The 14,830-nt window shown below is 72.7% G+C and carries 13 protein-coding genes; 6 read left to right on the plus strand and 7 right to left on the minus strand.

The genetic code is table 11. The features are described 5' to 3' along the window. The first annotated feature begins 285 nt into the window (after positions 1-285). Both ACQP00_RS49005 and ACQP00_RS49010 read left to right on the plus strand, forming a co-directional pair. Positions 286-561, plus strand: coding sequence for a chorismate mutase (locus tag ACQP00_RS49005; RefSeq protein WP_433224295.1), 276 nt, complete (start codon positions 286-288; stop codon positions 559-561). Between the two features lie 16 nt (positions 562-577). Beyond that, positions 578-1,306 carry a PIG-L deacetylase family protein gene (locus ACQP00_RS49010; RefSeq protein WP_433210831.1) on the plus strand — a complete coding sequence of 243 codons (729 nt, stop codon included), beginning with the start codon at positions 578-580 and terminating at the stop codon, positions 1,304-1,306. Positions 1,307-1,581: 275 nt separating this feature from the next. On the opposite strand, the gene ACQP00_RS49015 is transcribed toward ACQP00_RS49010, so the two are convergent. Both ACQP00_RS49015 and ACQP00_RS49020 read right to left on the minus strand, forming a co-directional pair. Further along, a complete protein-coding gene (locus ACQP00_RS49015; RefSeq protein ID WP_433052288.1) occupies positions 1,582-2,241 on the minus strand; it encodes a response regulator in 660 nt (219 codons plus the stop codon). Further along, positions 2,238-3,509, minus strand: a complete 1,272-nt coding sequence (locus ACQP00_RS49020; RefSeq protein ID WP_433210833.1) for an ATP-binding protein — start codon at positions 3,507-3,509, stop codon at positions 2,238-2,240. Before ACQP00_RS49020 ends, ACQP00_RS49015 begins: the two co-directional genes overlap by 4 nt. A gap of 125 nt (positions 3,510-3,634) precedes the next feature. Here ACQP00_RS49020 and ACQP00_RS49025 point away from each other — a divergent pair, with 125 nt between their 5' ends. The 3 genes from ACQP00_RS49025 (at position 3,635) to ACQP00_RS49035 (ending at position 7,121) form a co-directional block, all read left to right on the plus strand. Further along, a complete protein-coding gene (locus tag ACQP00_RS49025) occupies positions 3,635-5,476 on the plus strand; it encodes a PspC domain-containing protein (RefSeq protein WP_433210835.1) in 1,842 nt (613 codons plus the stop codon). Continuing rightward, positions 5,473-5,715 carry a hypothetical protein gene (locus tag ACQP00_RS49030; protein ID WP_433052297.1) on the plus strand — a complete coding sequence of 81 codons (243 nt, stop codon included), beginning with the start codon at positions 5,473-5,475 and terminating at the stop codon, positions 5,713-5,715. The genes ACQP00_RS49025 and ACQP00_RS49030 overlap by 4 nt, the downstream gene beginning before the upstream one ends. 152 nt (positions 5,716-5,867) lie before the next feature. Then, complete coding sequence (locus ACQP00_RS49035) at positions 5,868-7,121, plus strand: phosphatidylserine decarboxylase (RefSeq protein WP_433210837.1); 1,254 nt, start codon at positions 5,868-5,870, stop codon at positions 7,119-7,121. A gap of 170 nt (positions 7,122-7,291) precedes the next feature. Here ACQP00_RS49035 and ACQP00_RS49040 read toward each other — a convergent pair whose 3' ends face one another. From ACQP00_RS49040 to ACQP00_RS49060, 5 genes are all read right to left on the minus strand, one after another. Further along, positions 7,292-8,248: a CDP-alcohol phosphatidyltransferase family protein gene (locus tag ACQP00_RS49040; RefSeq protein WP_433224297.1), complete on the minus strand. Its 957-nt coding sequence runs from the start codon at positions 8,246-8,248 to the stop codon at positions 7,292-7,294. Positions 8,249-8,539: 291 nt separating this feature from the next. After that, complete coding sequence (locus tag ACQP00_RS49045; RefSeq protein ID WP_433210839.1) at positions 8,540-9,253, minus strand: NUDIX hydrolase; 714 nt, start codon at positions 9,251-9,253, stop codon at positions 8,540-8,542. A 5-nt stretch (positions 9,254-9,258) separates the two neighbouring features. Continuing rightward, positions 9,259-10,194: an NUDIX domain-containing protein gene (locus ACQP00_RS49050; RefSeq protein WP_433210841.1), complete on the minus strand. Its 936-nt coding sequence runs from the start codon at positions 10,192-10,194 to the stop codon at positions 9,259-9,261. Positions 10,195-10,302: 108 nt separating this feature from the next. Further along, complete coding sequence (guaA, locus tag ACQP00_RS49055; protein ID WP_433210843.1) at positions 10,303-11,856, minus strand: glutamine-hydrolyzing GMP synthase; 1,554 nt, start codon at positions 11,854-11,856, stop codon at positions 10,303-10,305. After that, complete coding sequence (locus tag ACQP00_RS49060) at positions 11,853-13,508, minus strand: FAD-dependent oxidoreductase (RefSeq protein ID WP_433210845.1); 1,656 nt, start codon at positions 13,506-13,508, stop codon at positions 11,853-11,855. The genes guaA and ACQP00_RS49060 overlap by 4 nt, the downstream gene beginning before the upstream one ends. Positions 13,509-13,585: 77 nt before the next feature. On the opposite strand from ACQP00_RS49060, the gene ACQP00_RS49065 reads away from it, so the two are divergent. Then, on the plus strand, positions 13,586-14,830 hold the full coding sequence (locus ACQP00_RS49065) for a hypothetical protein (protein WP_433210847.1): 1,245 nt from the start codon (positions 13,586-13,588) through the stop codon (positions 14,828-14,830).

The raw sequence follows: 14,830 nt of genomic DNA on the forward strand, positions 1-14,830 counted from the left end.
TTTCCGGCTCCGCACCCCGTGGCGAGTCGAACGAATGACCGAAAACCGACGGCGTCCCAACCTGCGGAAGACCTTCCCGCGGACTCGAAGGGCGTGCCATACTCGGGAACGTGATCGAGCGGGCGCACTACTTTTTTTACGGCTACCGGAGTCCGGCAGCCGTAGGTCGCGCCTGATCGCAGAACCTACCGACGCCCCGGGCTCCAAGCCCGGGGCGTTCGCGTTCCCGGGGGCGGAGCACCGGGCCCAGTACACAAGGGACGAAGAGAAATGGCCGCCATCACCATGGAACAGCAGCCCGCCGACGCCCAGCCGTCCCCGGACGAGCACATCGCCGGCCTGCGCAACCGCATCGACGAGATCGACTCGGCCATCGTGGCGCTGTGGAAGGAACGCGCCGCGATCTCGCAGGAGGTCGGCAAGACCCGCGTCGCCGCCGGTGGCACCCGCCTCGTGCTCTCCCGCGAGCGGGAGATCCTCGAGCGCTTCTCCCAGGATCTCGGGGCCGACGGCACCCAGCTGGCGCTGCTGATCCTGCGGGCGGGACGCGGACCCCTGTAAGGGTTCTAATAGGAACATGACCTTTCCTCCCTCGGCCGCGCCGCTCACCGACGTGCAGCGCGTCCTGTGCGTCCTCGCGCACCCCGACGACGTCGACTTCGGTTCCGCCGGCACGATCGCGACCTGGGTCGACGCCGGTCTCGAGGTCGGGTACCTCCTCGTCACCAAGGGCGACGCGGGCGGCTTCGACGACACGCCCCGCGAGCAGATGCCGATCCTGCGCGAGGCGGAACAGCGCGCGGCCGCGGCCGCCGTGGGCGTGAAGCAGGTGGAGTTCCTCGACGGCTACCGCGACGGCGTCCTCGAGCCGACGATCGGGCTGCGCCGGGACATCACGGCGGCGATCCGCCGGTTCCGGCCCGACCGCGTGCTGACCAGCTCGCCGCTGCGCCGCTGGGACCGCATCGCCGGGCCGAGCCACCCGGACCACCTGGCCGCGGGCGAGGCGACGACGTGCGCGGTGTACCCGGACGCGCGCAACCCGTTCACCTTCACCGACATCGGGCTGGAGCCGTGGACGGTGCGGGAGATCTGGTACAGCGGCGGCCCCAATCCGGACCACTTCGTCGACATCACCGACACATTCGCGCGCAAGCTGGCGGCCCTGCGGGCGCACGCGTCACAGACCTCGCACCTGGACGGCTTCGAGGACATGCTGCGCGAGCGGCACGCCATGGTGGCGCGCGCCGGCGGCCTCCCCGAGGGCCGGCTGGCCGAGGGCTACTCGGTCTTCTCGACCGCCTGAAGCAACCGCCTGAAGCGACCCGCTGGAGCGACCCGCTGAAGCGACCGCCTGAAGCGACCGCCTGAAGCGACCCGCTGGAGCGACCCGCTGAAGCGACCGCCTGAAGCGACCGCCTGAAGCAAAAGCCTGAAGCAAAGCCCGTCGAAAGCTGCTCAAAACACGCTTGAACGACATGTCGGGCGCTCCGCACCGGACATGTCCGATTTATCGCACGCCGGGGTATAAATCCGATAAGTCGCGGCGCGCCAGCGCCCGACTTATCGGCACAAAACCGCTCAGACCAGACGCCGGTCAGCCGCCCACCGGGACAGCTCGTACCGGTTCGACATCTGCAGCTTCCGCAGAACGTTGGAGACGTGCGTCTCGACGGTCTTGATCGAGATGAAGAGCTCCTTGGCGATCTCCTTGTACGCGTACCCCCGGGCCAGCAGCCGCAGCACCTCGCGCTCGCGGTTGGTCAGCTGGTCCAGCTCCGGGTCGGCGACCGGAGTGTCGGGGCGGGCGGCGAAGGCGTCCAGCACGAAGCCGGCCAGGCGCGGCGAAAAAACAGCATCGCCGTCGGCCACGCGGCGGATGGCGTCGGCCAGCTCGTCCGGGGAGATGGTCTTGGTGACGTAGCCGCGGGCGCCCGCGCGGATCAGGCCGATCACGTCCTCGGCGGCGTCGGAGACCGACAGGGCCAGGAAGCGGACGTTGGGGTGGGTGCGGCGCATCGCGTCGAGGACCGCGCGGCCGCCGCCGTCGGGCATGTGCACGTCGAGCAGGACCACGTCGGGCTCCAGGGCGGTGATCTTCTGGACCGCCTCGGCCACGGCGCTGGCCTCGCCCACCACGTCGACGTGCAGGCCGAGCTCGGCGCGGACGCCGGCGCGGAACATCGCGTGGTCGTCGACCAGGAACACGCGCAGCCGCTGGGTGGTCTCTTCGGTGCTCATTTCTCTCCGCTTTCGCTGTGGGCCGCGCTCTTGCGGCGACGGGCCTCGCTGTCGACGGGCATGCTGAGGCGGACCTCGGTGCCCTCCCCCGGCGTACTGCGGATCTCCGCCTTGCCGCCGTGGCGCTGCATGCGCAGGACGATCGAGCCGCGCACCCCGTGCCGGTCGTCGTCCACCGCGGCCAGGTCGAAGCCGGCGCCCCGGTCGCGCACGAAGACGCTGACGCAGTCGGGTTCGACCTCGGCGTACAGCGAAATCGTCTGCACCTTGGCGTGCTTGGCCGCGTTGACCAGCGCCTCCCGGGCGGCCGCGACGATCGCGCCGACCTTCTCGTCGACGTCCACGTCCCCGACGACCACGGTCTCCACCGCCACCGCGAACGTGTCCTCGACCTCGGCCGACGCCTCCTCCAGGGCCGCGCTGAGCTTCTCCACCGGCGAGGCGGTCGGCTTGTACAGCCAGTTGCGCAGCGTCCGCTCCTGCCCCCTGGCCAGCCGTTGTACCTCCTTGAGGTCCCCGGCGTTGCGCTGGATCAGGGCGAGCGTGTGCAGCACCTGGTCGTGGATCATCGCCGCCAGCTCGGCCCGCTCCTGCTCCCGCACGCGGGCCTCGCGCTCGGCGCTGAGCTGGGTGAACATCCGGTACAGCAGCGGCGCCAGGGCCAGCCCCACGCCGGCCAGCGCGACCGCGGCGAAGCCCAGGCCGTAGCCGATCGACGAGAAGGGCACGTTGCGCAGCGGGAACACGCCGACCACGAACACGCCGATGATCCCGGCCACGACGAGCAGGCCGCCGCCGACGAAGCGCACGAGGTACGACTTGCGGTTGCTGTCCATGGCCGCGCCCAGCCACGGCATCCCGGGCACGGTCGCGGACCAGCGCTCGCGGCGCTTGGGGTCGGCCTGGTGCCAGATGATGCCGGCGCCGAGCGCGATGATCGCGGCGAGCCAGCCGATCACCGAGGACACGCTGCCGTCGGGCTGGACCATCAGGCGCAGCACCACGATGCCGATGCCGAGCGCGAGGAACGAGAACAGCTGGTTGACGTTGCGCCCGCCGTGGCGGCCGTGCGGCGGCATCGGCAGGACGGCCCAGAACGCGGCGTAGAGCAGCGCGCCGAGCCCGTTGAACGCCGCGAGCACCACGAACGCCACGCGCACCAGGAGCACGGAGGCGCCCAGGTGCGCGGCGATGCCCGCGGCGACGCCTCCGACGACCCGGTCGGCGGGTTCGCGGTACAGGCGGCGGACGGGGAACGGGCTGCTCACCCGAGAATCGTCACACGGATGGCGGGCCGGAAACCACTCCGAGCGCCCCGGAGCCGCAGAATCAGGGTGGCTTCAGGGTCGATGCCTGAGGCGCGGCACCCCGAAGCTCCGCGAGCATGGATGGCATGACGAACCCGCCTGCCGCCGACGAGCCGGCCCGCAACGCCGCCGCGGAGCCGGTGGAGGAAAAGCCCGACACCCCCGCGAACGCTGACGAGACGGACGAAAAGGTCACGGAGAAGGTCACCGAACCCAGCTTCGAGGCCGACTATGCGACGTCCAGCCCGTCATCGACCTTCGAGTGGCCCGCCGAGGACGCGGAGCAGCCGACCGCGCCGCCACCCGGAGAGACGCCGCCCCCCGGAAGCATGCCCCCGCCCCCGCCGGGAGCGGTGCCGCCGCCGTTCGGTGCGGGCGGACCCAACCCGCCGCCGTTCGGGGGATTCGGCAGCGCCGGGTTCAACCGGAACCTGCTCGTCCGCCCGCAGCAGGGCCGGTACGTGGCCGGTGTCTGCGCCGCGATCGGCCGGGCCACCAACACCGACCCCACCCTGTGGCGCGTGATCTTCGCCGTGCTGACGCTGGCGGGGGGCGTGAGCATCGTGGCGTACCTCCTCGGCTGGCTCCTGCTGCCGGCCGAGGGCGACACCGGCTCGCCGCTGGAGGCGCTGCTCGGCCGCGGCCGCTCGGGCACCTCGGCGCCGCTGGCGATCGTCATCGGGGTCTGCGCGGTGCTCGCGTTCCTGCTGGTGATGACCCAGAACTTCGGCGCCGCCCTGGTCGGCCTGGCCATCGTCATCGGGGTGGTCGCCCTGGTCGTGCGCGGTCAGCAGGGCAACCAGGGCAATGGCCAGCAACAACCGCCACCCGGTCCGTACGTGCCGCCGGCCGTGCCCAACGCCGGCCCGAACCCGTTCACCGGGGCGGGTGCGCAGTTTCCGCCGGCCCCCGGCGCACCGAGCGCGGCGTTCGGCCCCATGGCGTTCGGCGCCCCCTCGTTCGGGCCGCCATCCGCGCAGCCGCAGGCGCCCGTGACGCCGGCACCCACCATGTCGAGCGCGCCGCCGATCGTGCCGCAGACCGCCGCGGAGGATCCCGACGCGGGCTTCCCGCCGCCGCCCGCGGCGTACGCCGAGAGCAAGCCGGCCGTGCTCCCGCCCCGCCCACCGATGCTGCCGCCGCTCCCGCCTCTGCCGCCGCTCCCGCCGTTCTCGGCCGGTGGTGCGCCGGGGTACCGGCCGCCGTTCGCGCCGCACGGACCGTACGCGTCGAGCAGCCCGTACGCGGCCAGCCTGGGCTACCCGCCGGGGGTGCCGGTCTCGCCCTACCCGGGGCTGGCGCCGGTGCCGAAGAAGCCCAAGGAGAAGTCGCGCCTGGGCCGGATCACGTTCTCGCTGATCGTGCTCGCGCTGGGCATCCTGGTCGCGCTCGAGGTGACCGTGGCCGACTTCAAGGCGAGCACATTTTTCGCGGTACCGCTGGCTGTCACCGCCCTCGGCCTGATCACGGGCGCGTGGCTGGGCCGGGCGCGCGTGCTGATCCTGCTCGGCGCGGTGCTGAGCATCGCGCTGGCCATCGCGACCGCCGCCGGCACCACGGTGCCGCACCGCACCGACAACATCAACATCCAGCCGGAGGCGTTCTACGAGCTGAGCCCGTCGTACTCGACGGACTTCGGCAACATCGACGCCGACCTCACCGGGCTCAACTTCGCGACCCAGGAGGTCACCCCCACGGTGGTCGGCTTCCACGTCGGCGCCGGCAATCTGCGGATCACCGTGCCGAAGGAGGTGGACGTGACGGTCACCGTGCACATCCAGGGCGGTGACTGCCGGGTCTTCGAGTCCTCGTGCGGCGGGTTCAACACGTCGACCACGATCACCGACTACGGGACCGACGGTCCCGGCGGCGGCAAGCTGGAGCTCAATCTGGACACGCAATGGGGCGACGTGAGGGTGGATCGATGAAACCGCACCGTCTGGACGGCGTCTCGCTGACGTTCGGCCTGATCTTCCTGGGCATCGTGGTCGTCTGGCTGTTCAACCAGGCCGTCTCGGTGCACCTGAACGCCGGCTGGATCGTGGCCGTGGGCCTGATCCTGTTCGGAGGTCTCGGCCTGCTGGGGGCGCTGCGCTCGGACAAACCGGGCCGCGGCAAGGCCGAGAAGAACGGCGATGGGTTCGACTACGACCTGGACACCGACTGAACCGGGCGGGGGGCCCGGCGGGCGTCCAGGACGTCAGCCGATTCATCGCGGCACGGAATATGCTGGCCGACGGGGTTGCGTACCCCGTCGGCCGGCTCTCGTTCCGGCCCTGATCGAACTTCCGCCATCTGCCTTTGAGGAGCCCTTCCGAGATGACCCAGTTTCCCGTTGGCGGCACGTCCGGCGCGTCCCGCCGCCCGACCCAGATCGGTGACCGGGCCGCCCGGGTCCTCGCCTCCGAGCTCGCCCGCCACGGCGGTCCCAAGACCGGCCTGGTGATCGGGGCGACCGCCGGCTCCCCGGCCCTGGCCGCGGTGATCGACGCGCTGCTGCCCGACGACCGGCTGACCGTCGTCGCCTCCGGGTCCGGCTCGGCCGCCGCCCTGCGCGAGCACGTGGAGCGCCAGGGCCGCTGGGTCGCCGAGCGCACCCGGGTGATCGACTCGATCGACAACGCCGAGCCCGCCGACGTGGTCGTGCACGCCGAGGCCCTCACCGGCAGCGCCGAGGACGCCCGCGAGGTGCTCGCCGGCCTGGCCAAGCTGGTCGCCGACGGCGGCGTGCTGACCGTCGTGGTGCCCGCGACCCGGCTGCCCAGCGGCGCGGCCGACGAGGTGGAGCGCCAGGCCGCGCTGTACGGCGTGGGCAGCGACCTCGTCCTGCGCAACGTCCCCCCGGTGCGCGTCCACCGCCTGCGGCACACCCCGGCCCACCACAGCATCGCCTCGAACCTGCTGCCGGCCCTGCGCCCGTCCAGCGTGCCGCTCACCCGCGGGATGAACATCGACTCCAACGGCGTGGCCGCGGCCGGCATCGCGCTGGGCCTGGCCGCGCTGGCCAAGGCGGCCCGGCCGAAGTCGAAACTCTGGCTGGTCCCGGCGCTGGCCGCGGCCCCGGTGGCGGCGTTCTTCCGCGACCCGCAGCGCGACGTGCCCGAGGACGGCAACGCGATCGTGGCGGCCAGCGACGGCAAGGTCCTGGGCGTGGAGCGGATGCACGACAAGCGCTTCGGCGACATGGAGTTCCTGCGCATCGCCGTGTTCCTGTCGGTGCTCGACGTGCACGTGAACCGCGCGCCGGTGGCCGGCAAGGTGGTCGACTACTTCGTCGAGGACGGCGGCTACGCGGCGGCGATGAAGCCGGAGGCGGAGCACAACGTCGCGGCGTACACCCTGCTGGAGACCGCCCACGGCCCGGTCGCCGTGGTGCAGCGGACCGGCCTGATCGCCCGCCGGATCGTGCAGCGCGCGCCGATCGGCTCGCTGCTGGCCAAGGGCGAGCGCTTCGGGCTGATCCGGTTCGGCTCCCGCACCGACGTCTACCTGCCGGCCGACCGGGCCGAGCCCGAGGTGGCCCCGGGCGACCGCGTGATCGGCGGCCAGACCGTGATCGCCACCTGGAAATAGGACAAACCGCGGATAACCGATAAATCCGATAAGTCGCGGCGCGCCAGCGCCCGACTTATCGGACCGCAAGCGGCCAGCGCCCGACTTATCGGACCCCGAGGCCAAGCCGGATCCCAAGCGCAGAACGGCCCCGCTCACCTGAGAGAGCGGGGCCGTTCTTCACAAAAAGCTCAGTTGCGGTGCTTGAGCCACAGCAGCGGCCCGCTCACCAGGTAGGCGAACACGACCACCACGAACGTCACCTGGTAGTCCACCAGCGCGCCCACCACCGGCAGCACCAGCAGCCACGGCGGCAGCTTCAGCAGCCGGGCGAGCTTGGCGTACGGGAAGCTGGACACCATCGCCAGCCCCAGCAGCACCACCCCGGCGACCCGCAGCGCGACCGGCATCTGCGGCGCGATCAGCGTGCTCAGGGCCAGGACCGCCGCGCACATCGTGGTCGGCACGCCGCAGAAGAAGCGGCCGTCCTTCGGCGATACGTTGAACCGGGCGAGCCGGATCGCCGCCGCCGCCGCGACCAGGGCGCAGGCCGGGATCAGCAGCCAGCCGGGGGCCGAGCCGTTGAGCCAGGCGTAGACCACCACCGGCGCCGCCAGGCCGAACGAGCACATGTCGGCCAGCGAGTCCATCTGCGCGCCGAAGGGGCTGGCCACGCCGAGGCGGCGGGCCAGGAAGCCGTCCAGGCCGTCGAAGACCACGCAGGCGATGAGCAGCGAGGCCGCCACCCGCACGTCGCCCTGGTTGACGGCGATGAAGATGGCCGACAGCCCGAGCATGAGGCTCGACAGGGTGCAGGCGTTGACCAGCGCGAAGCGGATCCGGCGGGCCAGGGTGCGCTCGCCGGGCAGCAGCGGGATCGAGAGGGAGGAATCCTCCACGACCTCGGGCGCGGGCGCCGGCGGCGTGGCGACGACCGGCGGGCTGATCGGCGCGAGCGCCGTCAGGTCTCGTGACAGACCGTCACGGCGGCGCATCCGCAGGCGCGGCAGGCGGACCCGGCCGGTGCGCTCGTCGGTCTCCACCGCGGGCACGAGCAGGGAGGTCGCGCCGGCCACATTGCCGTCCCCGCGACGTCCGACGCGGCCGGCGAAGAGCACCCGGCGGGCGAGGGAACCGCTGCGCCGCAGCCGTCCCGCCCATTGCCGTCCGCCACCGGGGCGCGGGCTGTCCGTGGTGCGTCGTCGCTGCCAAGGTGTGCTCGGCACTGATCCTCCACTGTAGGAACGAGGTTCCCACGGTCGCTTTTTCGGGCCTTTCGACCCTCGATGTCCGTTTCGCGAGACGGTCTCGCGATCTACACGGTCTCATATCAGGTCGCGATTGGCGATGCCTCAGGAAGGAAACCGCCGTCTAGTGCGAGCCGTGGAACTACTCAGTGTAGTTATTCGTTAACCTCTAGTCCATTTTAACGACACCGGTCACTCCGCCGTTGCGGGCAGTGAGAGCGCCCAATGCACAACTTCCGTGATGTCCAGGCCGGCGAGGTCGGCGGGCTCGAACCAGGCCGCCGCGGCGGTCGAGCCGCCGGCCGCCTCGGTCACGCTCGGTGTCGACGGCGCGGGCACCAGCACGCGGTAGAGCGCGCGGACCGCGTGCCAGTTCATCGGGTACCCCTCCGGGCCGACGAGCCCGGAACTGCGCCGGTGTGTCACCCCGAGCAGTTCGACGATCTCGCCCTGCTGGCCGGTCTCCTCGTACAGCTCCCGCAGCAGCGCCTCGGCCGGCTGCTCGCCGACGTCGGTGCCGCCGCCCGGCAGGTGCCAGCGCCCGGCGCCGGGGAACCCTACCGCGATCTCGGTGAGCAGGACCCGCCCGGCCGGGTCGGTGACGAACCCGTAGGCGGCGAACCGCTGGCCCTTGGGCAGATCCGACTCGGCCGCCTGCTCGGCCGCCTCCGAAGCGACCGGTTCGGCGGGCACGACGTCGAAGAGGACGCGATCCTCGTGCAGGTCGGGCGTGGTGAGGGCGAGCACTTCGCGTACCCGGGAAACCGACACCGGCAGTCCGGCACTCTCCCGGAACAGCCGGACCACCGCCGACGCCGGGTTCTCCCCGTGCCGGATCGGTCCGCCGACGTCCTCGGTGGCGCCCGGCAGGCGGCCGTACACCGTGATCACCCGTGTCTGCGTCATGGTGATCAGCGTAGGCCGACCCCGCGCAGGGCCTCCTCGGTCACCTCCGTCAATGGCAGCTCGTCGAGCTCCTCCGGGTCGAACCAGCGCGCCTCGGCGGTCGAGCCGCCGACGTCGTGGATCACCGGGCGGCTCGAGCGGGCCACCTGGACCCGGTAGAACGCGCGCACGCCGTGCCAGTCGATCGGGTAGCCCTCGGGGCCGAGCTGGGCCGCGTCGCGGTGGCTGGCCACGCCGAGCAGCTCGACGATCCGCCCCTCCTGGCCGGTCTCCTCGACCAGCTCACGGATGAGCGCGACGCCCGGCTGCTCGCCGAAGTCGGTGCCGCCGCCCGGCAGGTGCCAGCAGCCGCTGCCGGGATAGCCCTCGGCGATCCGGGTGAGCAGGACGCGGTTGCGCCGGTCGGTGCAGACCGCGTAGGCGGCGAAGCGCTGGGCCCGGTGCAGCCCGTCGGGGCCGGGGACCGCATAGAACGAGGGCACCTGCGGCGTGCCGTCGGGCCGGATGTCGGCCGTCGCCTCGGGCAGCCCGAGCGCGTCGGCGGTGAACCGGCGCAGCGGCAGGGCCTGCGCCTCCTCCAGGGTCACCCAGCGGGCCAGGTCGGTCGGCTGGCCGACCCGGTCGCGCAGCGCGCCGCCGCGGACCGAGACCTCGTAGATCAGCCGGTCGGTGTGGATGGTCAGCCCGCGCTGGGGCAACGCCCGCATGTCGGCCAGCACGTCGCGCAGGCCCGCGACCGCCACGGACAGGCCGGTCTCGGCCGCGGTCTCGCGCACGACGGTGTCGACCGGGTTCTCACCGTGGTCGACGGCGCCGCCAGGCAGCGACCAGGCGCCGGGCGTCCCCGACTTGGCCGAGGCCCGCACGAGCAGGAAGGCGTCGCCGTCGGTGCACACGCAGTAGGCCGCGATGCGCCGCAGCGGTTGTAACGCTGGAGTCACGGAAATAAATTGTCCGGCTTTCCGGCACAAGTACAAGAGTGGAGTACCCCGAAAGTGCTGAATGAAAATTCCGGCCAGGGGTGGGTGGTCGGGGCGGCAGCCGGGGATTCATTCCCATTCAATGGTGCCCGGGGGCTTCGACGTAACATCGACGACCACGCGGTTGACCTCGCGGACCTCGTTCGTTATCCGGGTCGAAATCTTGGCGATCAGCTCGTGCGGCAGCCGCGACCAGTCGGCCGTCATGGCGTCGTCGCTGGAGACCGGACGCAGCACGATCGGGTGGCCGTAGGTCCGCCCGTCGCCCTGCACCCCGACGCTGCGCACGTCGGCCAGCAGCACCACCGGGAACTGCCAGACGCTGCGGTCCAGGCCGGCCGCGGTGAGCTCCTCGCGGGCGATCAGATCGGCCGCGCGCAGGATGGCCAGCCGCTCCTCGTCGACCGCGCCGATGATCCGGATCGACAGCCCCGGACCCGGGAACGGGTGGCGCATGACGATCTCCTCGGGCAGCCCGAGGGCGGCCCCGATCGCCCGGACCTCGTCCTTGAACAGCGTCCGCAGCGGCTCGACCAGCGCGAACTGCAGGTCGTCGGGCAGCCCGCCGACGTTGTGGTGCGACTTGATGTTGGCCGTGCCGGTGCCGCCGCCGGACTCGACCACGTCCGGGTAGAGCGTGCCCTGGACCAGGAACTCGACGTGCTCCTCGGCCTCCAGCTCGCGGGCGGCGGCCTCGAAGGTGCGGATGAACTCGCGCCCGACGATCTTGCGCTTCTGCTCCGGGTCGGTCACCCCGGCCAGCGCGCCGAGGAACGTGGCGGAGGCGTCGACCACCTTGAGGTTGATCCCGGTGGCCGCCACGTAGTCCTTCTCGACCTGCTCCGCCTCGCCCGCGCGCAGCAGCCCGTGGTCGACGAAGACGCAGGTCAGCTGGTCGCCGACGGCCTTGTGGACCAGCGCCGCGGCGACCGCGGAGTCCACGCCGCCGGACAGCCCGCAGATGACCCGCTTGCTGCCGACCCGGGCCCGGATCGCCTCGACCTGCTCCTCGATGATGTTGTTCGAGGTCCAGGTGGGCTCCAGCCCGGCGATCTCGTAGAGGAAGCGGCGCAGGATCTCCTGGCCGTGCGGCGTGTGCGCGACCTCGGGGTGGAACTGCACGCCGGCCAGCCGGCGCTCGGTGTCCTCGAACGCGGCGACCGGCGCGCCCGGCGAGCCGCCGGTGACCGTGAACCCGGCCGGGGCGGCCGTGACGCAGTCGCCGTGGCTCATCCAGACGGACTGCTCGCCGTCGAGGCCGCGCAGCAGGACGCCGCCGTCGCCGGCGATCGTCAGCGCAGTACCGCCGAACTCGCGGTTGCCCGTGTGGGCCGCCTCGCCGTGCAGCGCGACGGCCATCGCCTGGAAGCCGTAGCAGATGCCGAAGACCGGGACGCCGGCCGCGAACATGGCCGCGTCGACCTGGGGCGCGCCCTCCTCGTAGACCGACGACGGGCCGCCCGAGAGGATGATCGCGGCGGGGCGCTTGGCCAGCATCTCGGCGACCGGCATCGAGCTCGGCACGATCTCCGAGTAGACGTGGGCCTCGCGGACGCGGCGGGCGATCAGCTGCGCGTACTGGGCACCGAAGTCGACGACGAGCACTGGCTGCGGCGTGGTCATGCCGAAAAGCCTAGTCGGAGCGCCGCCGGAGCCGCCGCGGGGACGGCCGGGCGTGACGGAGCTATCGGCGCCACCGGCACGTAGGGCGCGCCCAGCTCGGGGCGGGGGTCCGCCTCGCCCTTGTTCGGCCACATCGACGCGGCCCGCTCGGCCTGGGCGGCGATGGTCAGCGACGGGTTCACCCCCAGGTTGGCCGAGACCGCGGCGCCGTCGACGACGTGCAGTCCCGGATGGCCGAAGACGCGGTGGTACCCGTCCACGACCCCGGTCGCCGCCGAGTCCCCGATCGCCGCCCCGCCGAGGATGTGCGCGGTCAGCGGGATGTTGAACACCTCGGACCAGCCGCCGCCGGGCAGCCCGCCGATCTCCTCGGCCAGCAGGCGCACCGCCTCGTTGCCCGCCGGGATCCAGGCCGGGTTCGGCTCGCCGTGGCCCTGGGTGGTGGTGAGCCGCCGCCGGCCGGTCCACGAACGCTTCCAGTGCACGTCCAGCGAGTTGTCGCGGGACTGCATGACCAGCGCGATCACCGTCTTGTGCGACCAGCGGCGCACGGACAGGATGCGCAGGTGGCGCAGCGGGTGCCGGAAGAAGGCCCCGAACCAGCGCAGCGGCCGCCACGGCCCGCCGTCGGTGAGCACGGTCTGCAGCAGGCCCATCGCGTTGGACCCGGGCCCGTAGCGGACCGGCTCGATGTGGGTGTCGGCGTCCGGATGGAACGAGCTGGTGATGGCCACGCCGTCGGTGAAGTCCACGCCCCGGCGCAGCGAGCGGGCGCCGACGATGGATTCCGAGTTGGTACGGGTGAGCCGGCCCAGCCGCGCCGAGACGTTCGGCAGCGCACCCTCGGCCCGCATCCGGTGCAGGAGCCGCTGGGTGCCCAGCGCGCCGGCGGCGAAGACCACCTGGCCCGCCTCGAACGTCTGCCCGCGTCCGCGCCGGTCCGTCCCGCGGGTCTGCACGCAATAGCCACCCTCGGACGGGCGCACGGCGGTGACGGTCGTCAGCGGGTACACCCGCGCGCCCTGTTCTTCGGCCAGGTAGAGGTAGTTCTTGACGAGCGTGTTCTTGGCCCCGACGCGGCACCCGGTCATGCAGGACCCGCAGTGCTCGCAGGACTGGCGCACCGGCCCGGCGCCGCCGAAGTAGGGGTCGACGCCGGAGCGGCCGAAGTACACGCCGACCGGGGTGGGATGGAAGGAGTCCCCGACGCCCATCCGCTCGGCGACCCGCTGGAACGCGCGGTCGGCGGCGGTGGTGCGGGCATAGGTGGTCACCCCCAGCATCCGCTCGGCCTGGTCGTAGAACGGCGCGAGCTCGGCCTCCCAGTCGGCGATGTGGCGCCACTGCGGGTCGGCGTAGAAGGGCGGCATCGGCCGGTACAGCGTGTTGGCGTAGACCAGCGAGCCGCCACCGACCCCGGCGCCGGCGAGCACGACCACGTTGCGCAGCATGGTGATCCGCTGGATGCCGAAGCAGCCGAGCGCCGGCGCCCACAGGAAGCGCCGCGCGTCCCAGGAGGTCTTCGGGAACTCGTCGTCGGCGAAGCGGCGCCCCGCCTCCAGGACGGCCACCGAGTAGCCCTTCTCGGCCAGGCGCAGCGCGGTGACGCTGCCGCCGAACCCCGAGCCGATCACCACCACGTCGTAGCGCATGGTGCATTGTGACCCGCCGGTAACTTAGGCGGTAGCCCCTTCGGTTTCCGCGGTCATTTACGGCAGACTGGTCAACTATGGCGAGACTTCCCGGCGGGCTGCCCGTCTGGCGTGGTCGCCGGCTGCTGGGCGGCGGACCGGCCGCCGCGCCGTCGCCACCCCTGCCGGCCGTGGACGCGAGCCACCACGCGGGTCTGCACTCGGTGGTCCTGGACGCCGTGAAGTTCGCCGATGTGGCGGCGCCGCATTCGGTACACCTCGGAGGCCACGCCACCGCCCGCGCCGACGGCGGCGTGCTCGTCGTCGGACTCCCGCTGGCCTGGGGGCTCTCCGCCGACCAGCTGCGCGTGCTGCTCGCCCACGAGCTCGCGCTGCCCCCGTCGCGCCACCCCGACCTGGTCCGCGGCCTGCTCGAGGCGCGCCGCCGGCACCCGGCCTCGGAGAAGGCGGCGATCCGCCACGCCCGGCTGCTGGAGGCGACCGAGCCGCTGCTGGCCGAGGCCGAGCAGGTCCGCGACGCGATCGCGATCACGGCGGCCGGCGGCGGCCTGTCGGCGGTCGAGGACGCGGGCCGGGCGCTGCTCAAGGCGGCCGCGATCGGGGCGGCGTTCGCGGCCTTCGCGGCGGCCCCGCTGGCCTCCGGCACCATGTCGGCCTTCAGCACCGGCTCGCTGCCCGCCACCGGCCCGATCCGCGCCGAGGACCTGCATGACGGCTGGCGGCTGCGGCTGTCCCGCTGGGGCGCGCCCGCGACCGAGCTCGACCGGGCCGCGCTGGCCGTGCGCCACCCGGGGCTCGCCTCGGAGATCCGCACTGCGGCCGACGGGCCACTGGTCGCCCTCGACCCGGACGCGGTCCACCTCGACGAGCTCGGCCCGGCCGTGATGCGCACGCTGGCCGCCGACGTGCTGCCGGACTCCGCCGAGCCGTGGGTTCGCCTGGCCGACCTGCCGGTGGAGTCCTACCTGCCGGACGTGGAGCGGCGGGCCCGGCAGTACGTGGAGGCGGTCAACGAGGTCCTCGGGCGCACCCCCGACGGCCGCGACGAGCTGGCCGGGACCCTGCTGCGCCGGCCGGTGGACGTGGAGCGGGCCCGGCGCGGGCTGCCGCCGGACGCGGAGACCGAGGCGCCGACGCCCCCGCCGTGGATGGGGGCGGCGCTGCTGGCGGTCGTCGTGGAGTACGCGCTGCTGCGCAAGGGCTGGCACCGCGAGCACCCGCTGCTGCCCCGGCGCCTGGTCGCCCCGGACTCCGACGAGGTGCTCGACCTCAACGAGCTGGTCCGCAGCGACCCGGGGGCCCTGCGCACCCACCTCGGGTGA

Origin of the sequence: Dactylosporangium sp. CS-047395 (assembly GCF_050942185.1) — a bacterium.
In the GTDB taxonomy this organism is placed as follows: Bacteria; Actinomycetota; Actinomycetes; order Mycobacteriales; family Micromonosporaceae; genus Dactylosporangium.

Bases quoted from the DNA above. Each gene is read 5' to 3' on its own strand.
- ACQP00_RS49005 (WP_433224295.1), top strand. From the start codon at position 286: ATGGAACAGCAGCCCGCCGACGCCCAGCCGTCCCCGGACGAGCACATC.
- ACQP00_RS49010 (WP_433210831.1), top strand. From the start codon at position 578: ATGACCTTTCCTCCCTCGGCCGCGCCGCTCACCGACGTGCAGCGCGTC.
- ACQP00_RS49015 (WP_433052288.1), bottom strand. From the start codon at position 2,241: ATGAGCACCGAAGAGACCACCCAGCGGCTGCGCGTGTTCCTGGTCGAC.
- ACQP00_RS49025 (WP_433210835.1), top strand. From the start codon at position 3,635: ATGACGAACCCGCCTGCCGCCGACGAGCCGGCCCGCAACGCCGCCGCG.
- ACQP00_RS49030 (WP_433052297.1), top strand. From the start codon at position 5,473: ATGAAACCGCACCGTCTGGACGGCGTCTCGCTGACGTTCGGCCTGATC.
- ACQP00_RS49035 (WP_433210837.1), top strand. From the start codon at position 5,868: ATGACCCAGTTTCCCGTTGGCGGCACGTCCGGCGCGTCCCGCCGCCCG.
- ACQP00_RS49045 (WP_433210839.1), bottom strand. From the start codon at position 9,253: ATGACGCAGACACGGGTGATCACGGTGTACGGCCGCCTGCCGGGCGCC.
- guaA (WP_433210843.1), bottom strand. From the start codon at position 11,856: ATGACCACGCCGCAGCCAGTGCTCGTCGTCGACTTCGGTGCCCAGTAC.
- ACQP00_RS49060 (WP_433210845.1), bottom strand. From the start codon at position 13,508: ATGCGCTACGACGTGGTGGTGATCGGCTCGGGGTTCGGCGGCAGCGTC.
- ACQP00_RS49065 (WP_433210847.1), top strand. From the start codon at position 13,586: ATGGCGAGACTTCCCGGCGGGCTGCCCGTCTGGCGTGGTCGCCGGCTG.